This is a genomic window from Methylomonas sp. LWB (assembly GCF_001856095.1).
GTDB lineage: Bacteria > Pseudomonadota > Gammaproteobacteria > Methylococcales > Methylomonadaceae > Methylomonas > Methylomonas koyamae_A.
Genome location: NZ_MKMC01000045.1, coordinates 1 through 18,501 on the forward strand (window position 1 = coordinate 1; position 18,501 = coordinate 18,501).

Here is an 18,501-nt window from a genome sequence, read left to right on the forward strand (position 1 = left end):
GTAGCCGCTTTCGGTTTAGCGCCGCGATTAAAACGGACCGACATTGCTTGCCGCAGCGTTTCCAACGCGGCGCCCTTGCCGGCAATCTTTAACGAGGCATAGGCATCCAAACTAAAATTGTAAATATCGCTGCCCAGGGCCATGTCGGTATCCTCGCCGCGACTCAACAAATCCCGCAAGCGATGCAGGCGCGGGCGTAATTGATCCAGCGCGGTAAAATCGGCCACGGCTTCGTTGACATCCAGGCTGGGCGGCAGCGCTTGCGGATTTTGACCGGAGACGATTAGCGTCTGCCGACAAAACGCTTCAGTCTTATCGCCCATCAGTGAAAAATCTCCGCACTGATCGCTAACGGTAAAAACACTGAATCCATTGCAAAGCTAAAAGGCAGATCAACGAGCGGATAGCTTGGTGGTTCAGCCTTTAATTTTCGGATAGTCGCATTGTCGTTTTCTAACGCTGCCCAATTCAGCCGAGTGCCGCAGTAGATGAATACGCGCTCATACAACGGAACTTCGGCATTTAAGCTCTTGAACGTTGCGCAGCCGGACAGTCCCACACTGCAAAAAACACAGATGACGATATTCTCGAATGTTTTCAACTTATTCCTGTCATATGATTGCCTTCAACCTGCCATTCAGCTTATCACGTCAAATAAGCTAAAACTGTTGCTCACAAGGAATGCCGTCATTGTCACCGTCCATCTTCGTACCAGGGCAATTCCGGAGATAAAAAACAGCTTCCTCATACGACCCCATTTCCAAACAATACACCTTACCTTGACACTGAAAATGTTGAATGGGTTTTTCGGGTTCAGCAATTGGCAATACCGGCTGACCACTAGAGCCATTTTGATTCGCAAACTTGCTGAAGATTGCAACGGCTGCGAGTACAAATAGAACTGGAATAAATCTATATCCTGATTTCTTATAAGGTGGTCTATAGGTGTTGCGGCTTCCGTGAGGTCTTTGTTCTGGTAAAGTGGATTTCGGTGTTTTACGCTTTCTGTCAATTGGAGCGACTGTTAAAACCGGAGACACACCTTCTATTTTTGCGTTGATCGCGCGTAGCTTGCCTTTATCATCAAGATTTGTTTCGTAATAAATAACGTCTCCAACAACTGGAGAACGGCTCATACTTTTCAAAGCCGATATGTGGATAAAAATATCGACGCCGCCTGACTCCGGTTTTATGAAACCGAAGCCTCTTTCTTCTACCCAACCAGTTTGCCCTTTTCCGTTTCCATCGCTTAGTTATTTGTCATTTTAGGATTAAGCAGCCAACTCACTTGCAATTATCTCAGCCTGTTTCAACACTGTTTCTGTAGCCAACAATTGCATATCCGGCGGATAGCCGTAAAGCCGTAAAGTACGCCTGATGATGACCTTTAATTTAGCTTTAACACTTTCTTTAATCGTCCAGTCAATAGAAGCGTTTTCTCGCACTTTCTGAGTCAAAACGACTGCTAATTCCCGCAACTGCTCATGTTGCATCAGTTCTCTAGCGCTATCGTTATTCGCAACAGCGGTATAAAAGGCATATTCAAAATCCGTCAGGCCCATTTCTTTGGCATTGTCGTCGGAGGCGACAATTTCCTTACTGATCTTGATCAGCTCTTCAATGACTTCGGCAGCAGTAAGAATTTTGTTTTGATATTTCTTGATGGACGTTTCCAGCATTTCCATCAGTGACCGGCTTTGGATCAAGTTCTTTTTTGCACGGGCTTTAATTTCGTCGTTCAGCAGTTTTTTCAATACTTCCAGTGCGACGTTTTTATGCTGGTGATTTTTTAGCTCTTCCAAAAACTCATCAGACAAAATGGATATGTCCGGCTTCTTAATGCCTGCCGCATCAAAAATGTCTACAACGTGTTCGGAAACTAACGCTTGATCTATGACTTGGCGGATGGTGGTTTCAATTTCATCGTTACTGAGACCTTCACCTGTGCCATCAAACTTGGCTAGTCTGGCTTTAACGGCTTGAAAAAATGCCACTTCATCTTTAACGTCCATTGCTTGTTCATGCGGAATAGCAATAGCGAACGCTTGCGACAGCGCAGTCACTTCGTTGATATAGCGTTTACGGCCATCATCCAAACCCAGCACATGCTCTTCAGCAGCCAGTATCAGCGAGAGTTTTTGCGAGGTATCCGCATCAAAGTAATGCTCGTAAGCAAAACCATGATACATGCCGGACACCACTTCCAATTTCTCCAACATCAGATGAACAGCTTGCTCTTGCGCTAAGGTCGGATCACCTTTACCACCGGCATCAGAATAAAACGACAAGGCTTCTTTTAGATCAGCGGCGATACCCAAATAATCAACGATCAAGCCGCCTGGTTTATCTTTGTACACCCGATTGACCCGCGCAATCGCTTGCATCAAATTGTGGCCTTTCATCGGTTTGTCTATGTACAGCGTATGCAGACTAGGTGCGTCAAAGCCTGTCAGCCACATATCGCGGACGATGACGAGTTTTAATTCATCGTCATCATCTTTCATGCGTTCCGCTAATTGTTTACGCTGCTGTTTGGTGGTGTGATGTTTCGCTAATTCGGGGCCATCACTGGACGCAGCCGTCATGACGACTTTAATCACGCCCTTGTTCAAATCATCGCTATGCCATTCCGGTTTAAGCAGGATGATTTCTTGATAGAGTTCCGCTGCAATCCGCCGCGACATGGAAACGATCATACCTTTACCGGCAAACACTTCCTGCCGTGCTTCAAAATGACTGACAATATCCTTCGCTAAATTTTTGATACGTTGACTACTGCCAATCAAAGCCTCCATCTTGGTCCATTTCGCTTTGGCTTTTTCCATGTCCGGTAGGGGCGCATTGCATGCGCCCTCAGAATCAACCTCATCAGGGCGGATGCAATCCGCCCCTACGTTATCGAATTCCGCGATCAGTTTTTTGCCTTCCTCACTCAGTCCCACTTTTGCTAAACGGCTTTCGTAATAAATCCGCACCGTGGAACCATCTTCAACCGCCTGAGCAATATCGTAAATATCGACATAGTTGCCAAACACAGCCGGGGTATTGACATCGGTTTTTTCAATCGGTGTACCGGTAAAACCTAGATACGTGGCATTTGGTAACGCATCACGCAAATATTTGGCAAAGCCATACACCACCTTGCTGCCAATTTCGTTACCGTCTTTATCTTTCTCAGCGATGGTTTTGGCGCTAAAACCGTATTGTGTGCGATGCGCTTCATCCGCAATCACCACGATATTGCGTCTGTCCGATAACTGTTCGTAGACATTACCTTCATCCGGTTGGAATTTTTGGATAGTGGAAAACACCACGCCACCAGAACCGACGCGCAATAACTCTTTTAATTGCTGACGACTCTCCGCTTGTATCGGGTCTTGCCGTAATAACTGACTGGACGACGCAAAGGTATCAAACAACTGGTCGTCCAAATCGTTACGATCAGTAATGACCAGCACCGTTGGATTATCCATCGTCAACACGATTTTGCCGGTATAAAACACCATAGACAGCGATTTACCGGAACCTTGCGTATGCCAGACCACACCGGCTTTTTTATCGCCGCGCGGTTGTTGCGTGACACCGGGTAAACCATAGCTGGCGGGATTTTCCTGAACCAGTAACGCTTCTCCCATATCCGCAGCGCGTAAGGTAGAGGCGACAGCGGCATTCACCGCGTAATACTGATGATAGGCAGCCACTTTTTTGACGGTGTGAATACTGATGATGCCGGTATCGGGACACCCCAGGGTGCCTTCTCTGGCTGCGCCATTCACCTTGTCTTCCCGTATGCTCTTTTCAAAGACGATAAAGTGACGCACCAAATCCAGCAGCGTCGTTTTATTCAACATGCCTTTAATCAGCGTTTCCAACTGACTGACTAAATGCGACGCTTCCACTTTGCCATCCGCAGTTTTCCAGGCCATGAAGCGCGAATAGCCTGCTGACAAGGAACCGGCTTTAGCTTCCAGGCCATCAGTAATGACTAACAGCGCATTGGAGGTGAATAGACAGGGAATGGTGTGCTTATAGGTCTCCAGCTGCTTATACGCAGATTTGATCGTAGCGTTTTCGTCGGTCGCGTTTTTTAACTCAATGATGACCAGAGGAATACCGTTTACAAACAGTATCAAATCCGGGCGTTTGTTCTGATGGTTCTCAATAACCGTAAACTGATTGACGACGACAAAATCATTATTGGCTGGATTGGCATAATCTATCAACGACACCAAGCCGCCGCGCTCTGCGCCGTCATGCTGATAACTGACTTTGACGCCTTCGGTCAGCAAACGATGAAAGGGTTCATTATTCGCCAACAAATCGGGTGAGTGGACGCGTTGCACATCTTTTAACGCAGCTTGTAGTACGTCGTGCGAGACAGTCGGATTTATCCGCTTTAACGCCGCCTCCAAACGACCAACTAACAATACTTCATCGTAATGCTGCCGTTCTTGATGCTCACCATCAGGTGCAATATCAGGGCCATAATGATAGCTGTAGCCAAGCTGTTGAAACAGATCAAGGGCAAACGCTTCAATGGCGGATTCGGTGAGCTTAGACATAATAAGTATCTTCCAGCCATCGCTGCGGATTGGTTTGAATATATTCAGCGATTTTTAAATACGCGGTTTCATTACGAATAATATGTTCATAATAATTGCGCTGCCAAATTTTAAAATCGGGTAAGCCATTCAAGTTCCGCACCCTCTTGGTCACCGCCGATTTATACCCGCGCACTACATCCCCCAGCGTAGGGGCGCGTTGCACGCGCCCTTGTTTTGTTTGTTCAATATCTGGCGAATCAGGGCGCATGCAATGCGCCCCTACAGTTTCAACGATGGCGTGAAAATGATTGGGCATGATGACAAATTCATGTAAAACGATATGGGAGCGAATAGTTTTTGTTTTTTGCCATTCTTCCTGAGCGATTTTTCCAACCTCGCTAAAAATCATGGCTCTCTCAATAATTGAACCAAATAAAGGCAAACGGTCATGGGTGCAAAGCGTAATAAAATATAAACCTGCCTGGGAATAATCATATCCCAGTAAACGAATAGATTTTCGATGATGATTTTTTAGATTGTTCATCATTAACCCGTTGTAACCGGCGGATTGCCAAAGCCTGTCTGGCAATTATGTCATTGCCATGTTAATCGTCCCAGTTGTTGCGTTCTTGATCAACAAAGGCTTGAATCTCGTCACGGCTTAAACCCGCGGCGGGATTATCCGGCAAAGTGTTTAAAAACGAGGCCATTTGCATTTGATTGCCACCTGTCTCATTCACTTCGTAAATCACTGTCACTTTGGCGCGACCTGCCGGAATATTATCGGGTAAGCGGATACTTAGTTGATGGTTGAGCGGAATCTCAGTTTCAATTTCGTAATAAGTTTGCATAATTAAATTCCTATGTCGTGAGTTTGACGCGGACTTCGCCACTCATTAGTTTGGGTAATAGAGTGTCACGAAGTTTTTCTAGGGTGCGTGTTTGTGTAATATTCTCGTATTTTTTAGCTAACACATGCTTTGTCAACTTAGTAAATTCTTTTATTTTTTCTTGAGGCGGTAATAAAAACTCATAAGTGGGAATAGCATTTTTACTCAGGTGCAAAACTGTTGAACCATTTGAAAATCCCAAACAGTGCTGTTTAAACTCTCTTGTTCTCATCATTCGGTAAAGAAATTCGTTAGAAAGCCATTCATATTTTGACGTGACTTTGACCAGATCCATTGAAATTACTAAAGTTTCATATAATGGATCAGATATTACTAGCACCGGATTTCCAATTACTTCAGCATTTTGAGTTATATCTGTATGAGCGACTATTAAATCACCCTGAATTACCACATGCTGGTCTTTATATCTACCTGTAAACTCTTTAAATCCATCAAGCCTAAAACCGCCGCCTCGGTCAAAACTTTTCAAAGTTACCATTGCTGTCGTTGATGCGTTCAAATCATCACTTTTATAAGAAACTCCATTAACGCAATTTACATAATTACCAAGCTCAACGAATTGCCAATCCTCCTGCGCCTCTTCGATAAACCACTGCCGAAACAACGTTTCCGCCATGGCTTCAAGGGTTTTATTTTGCCGGTGCAATAGGTCAATTTTGTCATCAAGACTGCTGAGTACGGCGGCGATAGCTTTTTGTTCGTTTAGTGTAGGAAGCGTTAAAGGTAAACGACTTAATATAGTGGTGTTCAGGTTTGGCATGGTTGTACCAACGGCATTACCACTTACCCAGCCTTTAATTTCATCTGTTGACAGATAGTAAGCGTAAAACTGCGGCAACACGCTATCAGTGTTAAATCTGATTCTTAAGCAACCCGTACCACAAAGCCAACCAGATTCATATTTCGTTATGAAAGCACATTTTTCTACATCACCTCTTCGGCTGTAGACAATATCACCCTCTTTAACTAAATATTTGTTTAATCGTTGCGCATCATCATCAGAAATACAGGCGATATTGTTTCTGACAATTTCTAAGCGTGAGCCAATATTGGTTGGCATTATTGAAGGAATACCAATTTGCACATAATCAGCTGAATGTAACTGGCTACCAAATGGTCCAGTTTGTACATTTGCAATGTCGCCTAATTTGCATTGCTTCCATTCACTCATATTTGAATCCGTGCCAAATTCTCAGCAATTGCCTGATTGAGTTGAGATTCCTCCAGGCACTGCGCTTCAAACTCCGCTTTCAAAGCGGCAAAGCGTTCTGCAAACACAAATCCATCTTCTTCATCCGGCAAACCAACATAGCGACCGGGCGTTAAAACGTAATCCAGCTCCGCGACACGTTCCAACGGCACTGATTTACAAAATCCGGGTATATCTTCGTAGGGGCGCATTGCATGCGCCCTTGTTGCATCGGCGGTATCATCAGGGCGCGTGCAACGCGCCCCTACGGATTGAACCGACTGGCAAGAATCGTCGCCGGTTCGCCAGGCATGATAAGTATCCGCAATTTGCCGAATGTCCTCATGCGATAGCTCACGAGTACGACGGTTGATCAAATGGCCCAAGTTTCGCGCGTCTATAAACAGAATTTCGTTTTTGCGCGGATATTCACCCTCACCCTGCCCTCTCCCTGAGGGAGAGGGTTGTTGTCGAGCGCGGTTCATAAACCATAAGGCCGCTGGAATTTGCGTGTTCAAAAACAGCTTGGCCGGAAGATTAACAACGCAATCTATCAAGTTGCCTTCTGCAATCAGATTTTTACGAATCTCGCCTTCGCCGCTGGTTTTACTGGTCAATGCGCCTTTGGCTAACACCACTCCGGCTTTACCCACCGGTGACAAGTGATAGATAAAATGTTGTAGCCAAGCAAAGTTGGCATTGCCGGCTGGCGGTGTGCCGTATTGCTAGCGGCCATCAGTACGCAACAGTTCGCCGCTCCAATCGCTGACGTTAAACGGTGGATTGGCAATAATGAAATCGGCTTTTAGGTCTTTATGCGCGTCATTCAGAAACGAGCCTTCGTTGTTCCATTTGACTTGCGAACTGTCTATACCGCGAATTGCCAGATTCATTTTGGCCAGTCGCCAAGTGGTTTGGTTGCTCTCCTGCCCGTAGATGGAAATGTCGTTGATACGGCCTTGATGCTCTTCAACGAATTTTTCCGATTGCACGAACATACCGCCGGAACCGCAACAAGGATCAAACACGCGACCTTTATACGGTTCTAGCATCGCGACTAATAATTCCACGATACTGCGCGGTGTATAGAACTGGCCGCCTTGTTTGCCTTCCGCCAGTGCGAATTCACCGAGAAAATATTCAAACACATGGCCTAACACATCCGCACTACGGGCTTTCGCATCGCCCAGGGCAATGTTACCAACTAATCGATTAAGCCGCCCAAACTGGTCGGATCAAGATTTTGTCGCGCAAAGACTTTGGGTAATACGCCTTTTAACGAGGGATTTTCTTTTTCAATTGCATCCATCGCACCGTCAACAAAGGTGCCAATATCCGGTTGTTTGGCTTTGGCTAATAAAAACGACCAACGCGCTTCAGCAGGCACAAAGAAAATGTTTTCCGCTTGGTACTCGTCTTTATCTTCCGGATCAGCACCGGCGTATTCGCCTTCGCCTGCTTGCAGTTTGGCAAAATGTTCTTCAAACGCATCGGAAATGTATTTGAGAAAAATCAGCCCGAGAACGACGTGCTTGTATTCTGCGGCGTCTATGTTTTTACGGAGCTTATCGGCGGCTTTCCAGAGTTGGGTTTCCAGCGGTTCTTCTTTGACGACTTTTGGGGCTTTGGCCATGCGGGTTCCTTATTATTTCTAACGCTTGCTGCCTGCAAGTAATATTTAGTTTAGTCAATCGTATACCGATCTCCGCCAGTTACGCTAAACGATAATAATGCAACGTTGATCATCATGCTGCGTATTGTTGGCGTGGTCGCTAATCGGCGTGGTGGTCATGTCTGCGTAAGCGGCATTATCCGATAAATGGGCGATGCCATCTTGAGCGGTTTCTTGAGAGCAATGTCGAAGCATGGACGGCCACAACATGCTCACCGGTCGCAGTACGAACAAACCCAGCATCTTCAGCGCATGGATACCGACCAGCGAGACGGGTCGCCTGTTTCTCCATGGCCGTCGTCGGACTGGTAATATCCGAACGACTCCTGATCCGAAAGCGACTTAAGCATCAGTTTACGCGGCGCTCAGGAATGCAAGGATACAGTCGATGTACGAAGTTGGCTGAGCAGAGTCGAAATAAGGCGTTGGCTGCGCGGAGCCGAAGCCAGCGCTTTCGCTTCGACTCCGCTCTGCGAACGGCTTAGCCGAAATTGAGGTGTTCATTCCCCTGCTCTGTCGGGAGAAAGCGTTTTTACTTCGCGCTGAATATCTTGAGGTGGCTCTCAGCGTGGCGTATTTGCTCGGATTTAGGCGAACCCACCCGAATTGCTTCGGACAATAAAAAACCCGCTAAGCCTTATAACTTGCGGGTTTCTGTACTTCTTTGGGCTTCTTCAAACCCTAATTTGGTACCGACGGCCGGACTTGAACCGGCACGACTTGCGTCACCACCCCCTCAAGATGGCGTGTCTACCAATTTCACCACGTCGGCATAACTTTAAGTATCCAAGCCGCTTATTGAGCGGCCCCGGCCGGTTTCTCAACCTCTTTGATTGCCGGCGCTTCCGGCAATTTGCCATCGACGACAGGAGCACTATCGGAGCCAGGGGCGACTTGCGACAGAGGCACGTCCGATTTAACCGGCGCTGCGACAGGCGCTACGTCCATCACGTCGGTTTTTTTGCCTTGATAACCGCTTAACGCGGCCAAACCCAAACTGGTAATGAAAAACAAGGTCGCGAATATCGCGGTGGTCCTGGATAAAAACGATGCGGAGCCTTGAGCACCGAAGACAGAGCCCGATGCGCCGCTACCGAAGGCGGCACCGGCATCGGCACCTTTACCGTGCTGCATCAGCACCAAACCGACGATGCCTATTCCCAGAAATATATGAATAATTATTATAATTTGGTACAACATAAAAACCTTTAAAGGGTTGGACTAGACCGAATGGCAGATTTGCAGGAAGCCTTTGGCATCCAGCGATGCGCCGCCCACCAAACCGCCGTCGATGTCGGGCATTGCAAATAAGCCTTTCGCGTTGTCCGGCTTAACACTGCCGCCGTACAGAATTTGCACTTTCTCGGCAATGGCCGGGCTTCTATCGGCAATCCGTTTCCGAATATATTGGTGAACTTCCTGCGCTTGCTCGTCGCTAGCGACTTTACCGGTACCGATGGCCCAAACCGGCTCATATGCGATAACGGCTCGCTCGAATGCTTCGATGCCGGCGGCGGCGATGACGGCATCAAGCTGCTCGTCGACGACTTGGAAGGTTCTGTCTTGCTCGCGCTCTTCCAGCGTTTCGCCAACGCAGAGTACCGGTAGAACGTTTTGGCTCAGCGCCTGACAAAAACGCTTGGCAACCGACTCGTTGCTGTCGCCGTAATAACTACGCCGTTCGGAGTGGCCAACCAGCGCGTATTTAACGCCGCATTCGGCCAGCATCGCCGCCGATACTTCGCCGGTGTAGGCGCCGGAGGCTTGGTCGGCAACGTTTTGGGCACCCAGAGCGATGGGTGAACCTGCCAAAGTTGCGCGGATATCGGATAAGTAAACGAACGGGACGCAGACCGCGACTTCCTGCGCGACATCGCCCAAACCGTCGGCCAAGGCTTTCGCGAGTTTTTGGCCGTCTTCCCTAGTGCCGTTCATTTTCCAATTTCCCATAATCAAAGACCGACGCATTACTTCCTCCGAGCTAAATAAGACCGCATATCATATCGACTAACGTGTTTTTGTTCAAGCCGGGATGGCTTTCTTGACGTCGCTCGCCAATTGATTGGCATATTTATTGACGTCGTCTTCGTCCACGCCTTCGACCATCACGCGAATTAGCGGCTCCGTTCCCGAAGATCGCAGCAATACCCGGCCTTTTTCCCCGAGCTTCTTTTCCACGTTTTCGACGGCCTGTTTCAGGCTGGCAATTTCATCGATTTTGACTTTTTTATCGGTTTTGACATTGATCAAAACCTGCGGGTACTTTTTCATGCCGGATTTGAGTTCATGCAAGTTCTGGCCCGACTTCTGCATTTCCGCCAGTACTTGCAACGCCGAGACGATACCGTCGCCGGTCGTGGTCTTATCCAGACAAATGATGTGGCCGGAACCTTCTCCCCCCAGCATACCCTTATTTTCGGTCAGCATTTCCATCACGTAGCGGTCGCCGACTTTGGCGCGGAGCAGCGGCACGCCCACGGATTTTAGCGCGTGCTCCATGCCAAGATTGGACATCAGGGTACCTACCACTGGACCGACCAATTTACCTTCAGCCTGACGGGAACGGGCGATGATATAAATTAATTCGTCGCCATCGACGATTTCGCCCTTGTGGTCGACCATGATGATGCGATCGCCGTCGCCGTCCAAGGCAATTCCGACATCGGCGCGAAACTCCATGACTTTGGCGGCCAACAGTTCCGGCTTGGTGGCGCCGCATTCGTCGTTGATGTTCAAGCCGTCCGGCTCGGCGGCGATCGTTACGACTTCCGCACCCAACTCGCTGAAAACATGCGGCGCGATGTGATAGGTGGCGCCGTTCGCGCAGTCGATCACGATACGAATGCCCTTGAAGTCCAAATGCGCCGGCACCGAGGCCTTGCAAAACTCGATATACCGGCCGGCCGCGTCGTTGACCCGCTTGGCCTTACCTAATCTAGACGACTCCACGGTTGTCATCGGCATGTCGAGATATTGCTCAATCTGCTGCTCGACTTCGTCCGGCAACTTGGTACCGTCAACCGAGAAGAATTTAATACCGTTATCGTAGTAAGGATTGTGCGAGGCGCTAATAACGATGCCGGCGCTGGCACGAAAGGTTCGAGTCAGGTAAGCGATTCCCGGCGTAGGCATGGGTCCTAATAAGCGAGTATCGACGCCCGCCGCGGACAAACCGGCTTCCAGCGCCGATTCGAACATATAACCCGAGATCCGGGTATCTTTACCCACCAATACGAATCCATTGCTCTCCTTGGCAAACACCTTACCGGCGGCCCAACCTAACTTGAGTAAAAAATCCGCGGTAATCGGCGGCTCGCCCACCTTGCCCCTGATGCCATCGGTTCCGAAATATTTTTTTGCCATAGTGCTATGTTCTACCTTGATATGACCAAAAAAAAGAGAGGCCGAAGCCTCTCTTGGTTTTGCCGAAAATTACTTAGCCTTGTTCCGCAGCTCCGCCGATCGAAGAATCGGGTGTTTTTTGATCCCAAGGACCGGTTTGCGCGTCGGTGTTGGAGGACGGAGTATCATCCCAACCCTTTGGCTCCCGTACCGGCCGTCTTTCCATCAAGTCGTCGATTTGATATTTGTCGATCGTTTCGTATTTCATCAACGCGTCGGCCATCGCGTGCAGGATATCCATATTATCCTTCAAGATCTTCTCGGCACGCTCGTAATTGCGGTCGATGATGGAGCGAATTTCCTCGTCTATCGTATGGGAGGTTTCTTCCGCGACGGACTTATGTTGAGTCACCGAACGACCCAGAAAAATCTCGCCTTCTTCCTCGCTGTAGGCCAGCGGACCCAAACGCTGAGACAAGCCCCATTTGGTGACCATGTTACGGGCAAGTTCGGTTGCTCTCTCAATGTCGTTGGACGCGCCGGTCGACACCTGTTCCCAGCCAAAAATCAACTCTTCGGCAATCCGACCGCCATATAAGCTGGAGATCATGCTGTCCAACTTGCATTTGCTGGCACTGTATTGGTCGCGCTCCGGCAAGAACATCGTCACGCCCAATGCCCGTCCGCGCGGCATGATACTGACTTTGTAAACCGGGTCGTGCTCCGGAACCAAGCGGCCGACAATCGCATGACCGGCTTCGTGATAGGCAGTCATTTTCTTTTCTTTCTCGTCCATCACCATCGAGCGCCGCTCGGCGCCCATGATCAATTTGTCCTTGGCTTTTTCCAGGTCCATCATGCTGACCAGACGCTTGTTCAAACGCGCCGCGAACAAAGCCGCTTCGTTAACCAAGTTAGCCAAATCAGCCCCGGAGAATCCGGGAGTGCCTTGCGCGATGTATTTGATCTTGACATCTTCGGCGGCCGGCACCTTCTTCAAATGCACGTTCAGTATCTGTTCGCGACCTTTGACATCGGGCAAACCCACGACCACTTGACGGTCGAAACGACCGGGACGCAACAATGCTTTATCGAGGACGTCGGCACGGTTGGTGGCCGCGATGACAATAATACCCTCGTGCCCCTCGAAACCGTCCATTTCGACCAGCAACTGGTTCAAGGTTTGTTCGCGCTCGTCGTTACCGCCACCCAAACCGGCACCGCGGGAACGACCAACCGCATCGATCTCATCAATGAAAATGATGCAAGGCGCATGTTTCTTGGCTTGATCGAACATATCCCTGACCCGAGAAGCACCGACACCGACAAACATCTCAACGAAATCCGAACCGGAAATCGTGAAGAACGGTACTTTGGCTTCGCCGGCGATCGCACGAGCCAGCAAGGTCTTACCGGTACCCGGAGGTCCGACCATCAATGCGCCGCGCGGTACTTTACCGCCGAGACGTTGATATTTGGCGGGATCTTTCAAGAAGTCGACCATTTCCTGAACTTCTTCCTTGGCCTCGTCGCACCCGGCAACATCGGCGAAGGTCACTTTGTTCTGGTCTTGATCCAGCATGCGGGCCTTGCTCTTACCAAAGCCCATCGCACCGCCGCGGCCACCGACTCCGCCGCCTTGCATTTGGCGCATGAAGAATACCCAAACCGCAATCAACAGCAGGATCGGTCCAAACGACACGAACACCTGCATCAGCATCGAGGGTTCTTCGGGGGGCTGCACATTGATTTCGACGCCGTTGCCCAACAGATCATCGATCAAATGCGGATCGTTGGGCATATAAGTCTTGAACTTATCGCCGGTCTGCATCCGTCCCTTAACCGTGTTGTCGGCTATCACTACTTGCTGGACTTGTCCGGCTTTTACCGCATCAATCAGCTGCGAATACGACAAGTTCGAATCGCTACGCGCCGAGCGCGCGCCGAAATTGTTGAATACGGCCATCAATACAACGGCGATAACCACCCACAAAACCAAATTTTTAATCATATCGCTCAAAGTACGCGCTCCGGCCAGGAATGGCTCCAAACGTTTATAAACCGAGTAATTGTATCAGGTATACTCGTAGCTCGCCGCCCATCATAGCTCGATCAGCGGGGACTTTCCTTATTTTTTAAATCCTTTCGCCAGGATATAGACTTCGTTACTCCTGGGTCGCGACGCTTTCGGCTTACGGATTGCCACGCTGTTGAAGCGTAGCCGCACCTGATTATAGTACTCGTCGAAACCAGCGCCTTGAAACATTTTTATTAAAAAGGTCCCGCCTTGGATTAGAAACTGCTCGGCGGCATCCAATGCCAGCTCGCCTAAATAGATGGCCCGCGGTTGGTCGGTCTCCCGGCTACCACTCATATTGGGGGCCATGTCCGACAATAACAAGTGTACCGGTCGACCGTCCAGCACTTGGTAAAGCTGTTGCAACACGTCATCCTCGCGAAAATCGCCTTCGATAAAGTCAACGCCGGCAATCGGCTCGATGGCCAGTAAATCCAGCGCGACCACTTTGTCGCTTTTCGCCAGCATCTTGCGAGCGTACTCCGACCAACCGCCGGGAGCGGCGCCCAAATCGACGACATTCATTCCCGGCCGTAAAATCTTGTCCTTTTCTTGAATTTCAATCAGTTTGAAGACGGCACGGGAACGATATCCCAAAGCTTGGGCCTTCTTGACATACTCGTCTTGAAAATGTTCCTGCATCCATTGATGACTACTTTTGCTGCGTGCCATATGCCCGATTCATGTAAAATTTGCGGAAATACCACAGAAGGAAACAGAGTGAATCCGATCCAAAAAAAACAACTGAAAGCCCAGGCGCACGCCCTCAACCCGGTAGTGATGGTCGGACAAGCCGGCTTGACGCCCGCCGTAGTGAAAGAAGTCGATCAAGCGCTACTCGCCCACGAACTGATTAAAGTCAAAATCCGCGCCGAAAGAGACGATCGCGCCGCGATCAGCGAACAAATCTGTGGGGAAACCGGTGCCGAACTGGTGCAATCGATAGGCCAAATCGCGGTGTTGTTCAGGCCCAACCCTAAGAAGTAACACCGGCCTAGCAGCCGTTGAGAAAGCCAGCCCCCTCTCAACGGCGAACGCCGGCTAAATATATTTTACTGAAATAATTTCGTACTCGATATCGCCGCCCGGCGCCTTGACGACTACTACATCCTCGACTTCCTTGCCGATCAAAGCTCTGGCTATCGGCGAGCCGACCGAAATTCTCCCTTCCTTAATATTGGCTTCGTCCTCACCAACGATTTGATAGACAACCACCTTACCGGAACCGGTATCCTCGATTTCGACGGTAGCGCCGAACACCACCTTACCGTTGGCATCGGTTTTAGTCACATCGATAATATTGGCATTCGACAACTTGCCTTCGATCTCGGCGATTCGACCCTCGGCAAAACTTTGCTGTTCGCGCGCGGCATGATATTCGGCGTTCTCCTTCAAATCGCCGTGCTCGCGCGCTTCGGCGATCGCCTGAATAATGCGCGGTCGAACCACGGTTTTCAACTCTTCCAGTTCGGCGCGCAATTTATTGGCGCCGACCACGGTCAACGGAAATTTCTGCATTTCCTCTTCCCCTCTTCAATTCATCCGTTAAAGGTTTGATGTAAATCCCGCAGGCAATTGACATCGCCGGCTTCGAGTTCGCCCAAGGCGTAGCACGCGGCGCGAGCGCCGGCCATCGTCGTGTAATAGGTGACCCTGCGCTGCAAGGCCTCACGGCGCATCGTGAACGAATCCGCCACCGCCTTGACCCCTTCGGTGGTATTGACGACTAATTGGATTTCTCCGTTTTTAATCATATCCACGGTATGCGGCCGGCCTTCGTTCACCTTGAACACTTCCTGGCAGGCGATGCCCGCTTCCCTCAGAACCCGCGCGGTACCGCGCGTCGCGACGATCTCGTAGTTCTTGGCGATCAACATGCGCGCCAATTCCGGCAATTTTGCCTTGTCGGCGTCGCGGATACTGATCAGCACCTTACCACTATGGCTCAAATCCACGCCCGAAGCCCTTTGCGACTTGGCGAAGGCTTCTCCAAAGGTCTTGCCGACGCCCATTACCTCGCCGGTAGATTTCATCTCCGGCCCCAACAACGGGTCGACGCCGGGGAATTTAATGAAAGGAAACACGGCTTCCTTGACCGAGAAATATTCGGGAATACGCTCTTCGGTAACCCCTTGCTCTTTCAAGGATTTACCGGCCATGCAGCGCGCGGCGATTTTCGCCAATGGATAGCCGGTCGCCTTGGACACGAACGGCGCGGTCCGCGAAGCTCGCGGATTGACCTCCAGCACAAAGATTGTCTCGCCTTGAATCGCAAACTGGGTATTCATCAAGCCGCGAACGCCTAACGCTTCGGCCATTTTCGCAACCTGCGCCCGCAACTGATCCTGGATATGCAGCGGCAAATCGTAAGGCGGCAAAGAACAGGCCGAATCGCCGGAATGCACGCCCGCTTGCTCGATATGCTCCATCAAGCCGCCGATCAGAACGGTTTCGCCGTCGTAAATCGCGTCGACATCCATTTCCACGGCATCGTCCAAAAATCTATCCAGCAATACTGGCGAATCGTTGGAAACGCTAACCGCTTCCTTCATGTAACGGCGCAGGCCTTCCTCGTTGAACACGATTTCCATCGCCCGACCGCCCAATACGTAGGACGGCCTTACCACCAACGGGTAGCCGATTTCCTTCGCCGACGCGACGGCCTGTTCGACCGAACGGGCGGTGGCATTCGGTGGCTGCAGCAAATTCAAGCGTTCCAGCAATTTCTGAAAGCGTTCGCGATCTTCGGCCAAGTCAATTGAATCAGGCGAAGTACCGATAATCGGCGCGCCGGCCGCTTCCAACGCTCGCGCTAGTTTCAGCGGGGTTTGCCCGCCATATTGGACGATGACACCCTTGGGTTTTTCCAGATCGATGATTTCCAGCACGTCCTCCAGCGTTAGCGGCTCGAAATACAAGCGATCCGACGTATCGAAGTCGGTGGATACCGTCTCCGGATTGCAGTTGATCATGATGGTTTCGTAACCGTCTTCCCGCAGGGCCAGCGCCGCATGTACACAACAATAGTCGAATTCAATACCCTGCCCGATCCGGTTAGGACCGCCGCCCAAAATAACGATTTTTTCCCTGGAGGATGGATTCGCCTCGCACTCTTGTTCGTAAGTCGAATACAGGTAGGCGGTATCCGATGCAAATTCAGCCGCGCAGGAATCGATGCGCTTGTAGACCGGACGCACCCCTTTCTTGTGACGCACGTTGCGCACTTCCGATTCCTTGGTTTCCAGCAGCTTCGCCAATCGTTTGTCGGAAAACCCCTTGCGTTTGAGCCGTAGCAATTCGCCGGGCTCCAAAGTCGCCAGGGTTTTGGTGGCCAAGGTTTTTTCGGTATTGATCAAATCCTCGACTTGCGCCAGGAACCAAGGGTCGATTTTCGATGCTTGATGAATTTCTTGGAAGCTCAAACCGCTCCGAAAAGCGTCGGCCAAATACCATAAGCGTTGCGGGCCGGGATAGCGCAATTCCCGCAGGATGATGTCTTCGCTGTTAGCGTCGCCAAGATCGGCAATTTCGTCGAGACCGTCAACTCCGACTTCCAAGCCGCGCAAGGCTTTTTGCAGCGATTCCTGAAAGGTGCGGCCTATCGCCATCACCTCGCCGACCGATTTCATCTGAGTGGTCAACCGATCGTTGGCTTGCGGAAACTTTTCGAACGCAAAGCGAGGTACTTTCGTGACGACGTAGTCGATGGTCGGCTCGAACGACGCCGGCGTCTTACCGCCGGTGATCTCGTTTTTGAGTTCGTCCAACGTAAAACCGACCGCCAATTTGGCGGCAACCTTGGCAATCGGAAAGCCGGTGGCTTTGGAAGCCAATGCCGACGAGCGCGACACGCGCGGATTCATCTCGATGACAATCAAACGACCATTGTCGGGGTTGATCGCGAACTGCACGTTGGAACCGCCGGTATCGACCCCGATCTCCCGCAATACCGCCAGCGAAGCGTTACGCAGAATCTGATATTCCTTGTCGGTCAGGGTTTGCGCCGGCGCGACGGTAATCGAATCGCCGGTATGCACGCCCATCGGGTCGAAATTCTCGATAGAGCAAATGATGATGCAGTTATCCTTGGAATCGCGGACCACCTCCATCTCGAACTCTTTCCAGCCCAAAACCGATTCTTCGATCAATAGTTCGTTGGTCGGCGACAAATACAAGCCGCGCTCGCAAATCTCAATGAATTCCTCGCGATTGTAGGCAATACCGCCACCGCTACCGCCCATCGTAAACGACGGCCGGATGATGGTCGGATAGCCGACTTTTTCCTGAGCCGCGAAAGCTTCCTCCATGCTATGGGCGACTTGCGAGCGCGCTACTTCCAGGCCGATCTTACGCATGGCCTGGTTGAACAGATCGCGATCCTCGGCCTTGTTGATGGCTTCCTTGGTGGCGCCGATCATTTCGACGCCGTATTTGGCCAGAACGCCATGCTTGTCCAAGGCCAACGCGCAATTCAGCGCGGTTTGGCCGCCCATCGTCGGCAGCACCGCGTCGGGACGCTCTTTTTCGATGATTTTCTCGACGGTTTGCCAGTCGATAGGCTCGATGTAAATCGCGTCGGCCATGTCCGGATCGGTCATGATCGTCGCCGGATTGGAGTTGACCAGAATCACTCGGTAGCCTTCTTCGCGCAAGGCTTTGCAGGCCTGGGTACCCGAGTAGTCGAACTCGCAGGCCTGACCGATCACGATCGGTCCGGCGCCCAATAACAAAATCGATTTTATGTCGGTTCTTTTTGGCATATCACT

16 protein-coding genes, 1 tRNA gene and 1 pseudogene are annotated in these 18,501 nt (G+C 50.4%); 1 reads left to right on the top strand and 17 read right to left on the bottom strand.

From position 1 onward, the window contains the following. From BJL95_RS16275 to rlmE, 15 genes and pseudogenes are all read right to left on the bottom strand, one after another. Positions 1-323: hypothetical protein (locus BJL95_RS16275; protein WP_071160365.1), on the bottom strand; the 323-nt coding region annotated here is incomplete at its 3' end. Next, positions 323-601 carry a YceK/YidQ family lipoprotein gene (locus BJL95_RS24115; RefSeq protein ID WP_083385911.1) on the bottom strand — a complete coding sequence of 93 codons (279 nt, stop codon included), beginning with the start codon at positions 599-601 and terminating at the stop codon, positions 323-325. The genes BJL95_RS16275 and BJL95_RS24115, both read right to left, overlap by 1 nt. A gap of 58 nt (positions 602-659) precedes the next feature. Beyond that, positions 660-1,193 carry an excalibur calcium-binding domain-containing protein gene (locus BJL95_RS24120; protein WP_254786840.1) on the bottom strand — a complete coding sequence of 178 codons (534 nt, stop codon included), beginning with the start codon at positions 1,191-1,193 and terminating at the stop codon, positions 660-662. A 78-nt stretch (positions 1,194-1,271) separates the two neighbouring features. Beyond that, positions 1,272-4,562 (bottom strand): type I restriction endonuclease subunit R, encoded by a 3,291-nt coding sequence (locus BJL95_RS16285; protein ID WP_071159422.1) that lies wholly within the window; start codon positions 4,560-4,562, stop codon positions 1,272-1,274. Continuing rightward, complete coding sequence (locus tag BJL95_RS16290; RefSeq protein ID WP_139306307.1) at positions 4,555-5,088, bottom strand: transposase; 534 nt, start codon at positions 5,086-5,088, stop codon at positions 4,555-4,557. Before BJL95_RS16290 ends, BJL95_RS16285 begins: the two co-directional genes overlap by 8 nt. Positions 5,089-5,149: 61 nt before the next feature. Next, positions 5,150-5,395: a hypothetical protein gene (locus tag BJL95_RS16295; RefSeq protein ID WP_071159426.1), complete on the bottom strand. Its 246-nt coding sequence runs from the start codon at positions 5,393-5,395 to the stop codon at positions 5,150-5,152. A 10-nt stretch (positions 5,396-5,405) separates the two neighbouring features. Continuing rightward, a complete protein-coding gene (locus BJL95_RS16300; RefSeq protein ID WP_071159428.1) occupies positions 5,406-6,626 on the bottom strand; it encodes a restriction endonuclease subunit S in 1,221 nt (406 codons plus the stop codon). Beyond that, a pseudogene (locus BJL95_RS25500) lies at positions 6,623-7,804 on the bottom strand (N-6 DNA methylase). Before BJL95_RS25500 ends, BJL95_RS16300 begins: the two are co-directional and overlap by 4 nt. 44 nt (positions 7,805-7,848) lie before the next feature. Further along, on the bottom strand, positions 7,849-8,277 hold the full coding sequence (locus BJL95_RS25790; RefSeq protein ID WP_083386107.1) for a type I restriction-modification system subunit M N-terminal domain-containing protein: 429 nt from the start codon (positions 8,275-8,277) through the stop codon (positions 7,849-7,851). Positions 8,278-9,003: 726 nt separating this feature from the next. Then, a tRNA-Leu gene (locus tag BJL95_RS16315) sits at positions 9,004-9,088 on the bottom strand. A 23-nt stretch (positions 9,089-9,111) separates the two neighbouring features. Continuing rightward, positions 9,112-9,516 (bottom strand): preprotein translocase subunit SecG, encoded by a 405-nt coding sequence (gene secG / locus BJL95_RS16320; RefSeq protein ID WP_071159431.1) that lies wholly within the window; start codon positions 9,514-9,516, stop codon positions 9,112-9,114. 21 nt (positions 9,517-9,537) lie between these two features. After that, positions 9,538-10,284, bottom strand: coding sequence for a triose-phosphate isomerase (tpiA, locus tag BJL95_RS16325; protein ID WP_071159433.1), 747 nt, complete (start codon positions 10,282-10,284; stop codon positions 9,538-9,540). A gap of 54 nt (positions 10,285-10,338) precedes the next feature. Then, on the bottom strand, positions 10,339-11,679 hold the full coding sequence (gene glmM, locus BJL95_RS16330; RefSeq protein ID WP_071159435.1) for a phosphoglucosamine mutase: 1,341 nt from the start codon (positions 11,677-11,679) through the stop codon (positions 10,339-10,341). A 73-nt stretch (positions 11,680-11,752) separates the two neighbouring features. After that, positions 11,753-13,669 carry an ATP-dependent zinc metalloprotease FtsH gene (gene ftsH, locus BJL95_RS16335; RefSeq protein WP_175463748.1) on the bottom strand — a complete coding sequence of 639 codons (1,917 nt, stop codon included), beginning with the start codon at positions 13,667-13,669 and terminating at the stop codon, positions 11,753-11,755. Positions 13,670-13,786: 117 nt separating this feature from the next. Next, entirely contained in the window at positions 13,787-14,407 is a 621-nt protein-coding gene (gene rlmE, locus BJL95_RS16340; protein WP_071159437.1) for a 23S rRNA (uridine(2552)-2'-O)-methyltransferase RlmE, read from the bottom strand. Between the two features lie 48 nt (positions 14,408-14,455). Between rlmE and yhbY the strand changes: the two genes are divergently transcribed. Further along, a complete protein-coding gene (gene yhbY / locus BJL95_RS16345; RefSeq protein ID WP_175463738.1) occupies positions 14,456-14,722 on the top strand; it encodes a ribosome assembly RNA-binding protein YhbY in 267 nt (88 codons plus the stop codon). Between the two features lie 54 nt (positions 14,723-14,776). Here the strand turns inward: yhbY and greA are convergent, their stop codons facing one another. Continuing rightward, positions 14,777-15,253, bottom strand: a complete 477-nt coding sequence (gene greA, locus BJL95_RS16350; RefSeq protein WP_064025414.1) for a transcription elongation factor GreA — start codon at positions 15,251-15,253, stop codon at positions 14,777-14,779. A gap of 20 nt (positions 15,254-15,273) precedes the next feature. Further along, positions 15,274-18,495: a carbamoyl-phosphate synthase large subunit gene (gene carB / locus BJL95_RS16355; protein WP_064025417.1), complete on the bottom strand. Its 3,222-nt coding sequence runs from the start codon at positions 18,493-18,495 to the stop codon at positions 15,274-15,276. Between the last annotated feature and the right edge of the window lie 6 nt (positions 18,496-18,501).

Excerpts from the sequence above, each read along its gene's own strand:
- carB (WP_064025417.1), bottom strand. The coding sequence starts at position 18,495 with ATGCCAAAAAGAACCGACATAAAATCGATTTTGTTATTGGGCGCCGGA.
- glmM (WP_071159435.1), bottom strand. The coding sequence starts at position 11,679 with ATGGCAAAAAAATATTTCGGAACCGATGGCATCAGGGGCAAGGTGGGC.
- tpiA (WP_071159433.1), bottom strand. The coding sequence starts at position 10,284 with ATGCGTCGGTCTTTGATTATGGGAAATTGGAAAATGAACGGCACTAGG.
- BJL95_RS16295 (WP_071159426.1), bottom strand. The coding sequence starts at position 5,395 with ATGCAAACTTATTACGAAATTGAAACTGAGATTCCGCTCAACCATCAA.
- BJL95_RS16300 (WP_071159428.1), bottom strand. The coding sequence starts at position 6,626 with ATGAGTGAATGGAAGCAATGCAAATTAGGCGACATTGCAAATGTACAA.
- BJL95_RS16290 (WP_139306307.1), bottom strand. The coding sequence starts at position 5,088 with ATGAACAATCTAAAAAATCATCATCGAAAATCTATTCGTTTACTGGGA.
- secG (WP_071159431.1), bottom strand. The coding sequence starts at position 9,516 with ATGTTGTACCAAATTATAATAATTATTCATATATTTCTGGGAATAGGC.
- greA (WP_064025414.1), bottom strand. The coding sequence starts at position 15,253 with ATGCAGAAATTTCCGTTGACCGTGGTCGGCGCCAATAAATTGCGCGCC.
- ftsH (WP_175463748.1), bottom strand. The coding sequence starts at position 13,669 with ATGATTAAAAATTTGGTTTTGTGGGTGGTTATCGCCGTTGTATTGATG.
- rlmE (WP_071159437.1), bottom strand. The coding sequence starts at position 14,407 with ATGGCACGCAGCAAAAGTAGTCATCAATGGATGCAGGAACATTTTCAA.
- BJL95_RS25790 (WP_083386107.1), bottom strand. The coding sequence starts at position 8,277 with ATGGCCAAAGCCCCAAAAGTCGTCAAAGAAGAACCGCTGGAAACCCAA.
- BJL95_RS16285 (WP_071159422.1), bottom strand. The coding sequence starts at position 4,562 with ATGTCTAAGCTCACCGAATCCGCCATTGAAGCGTTTGCCCTTGATCTG.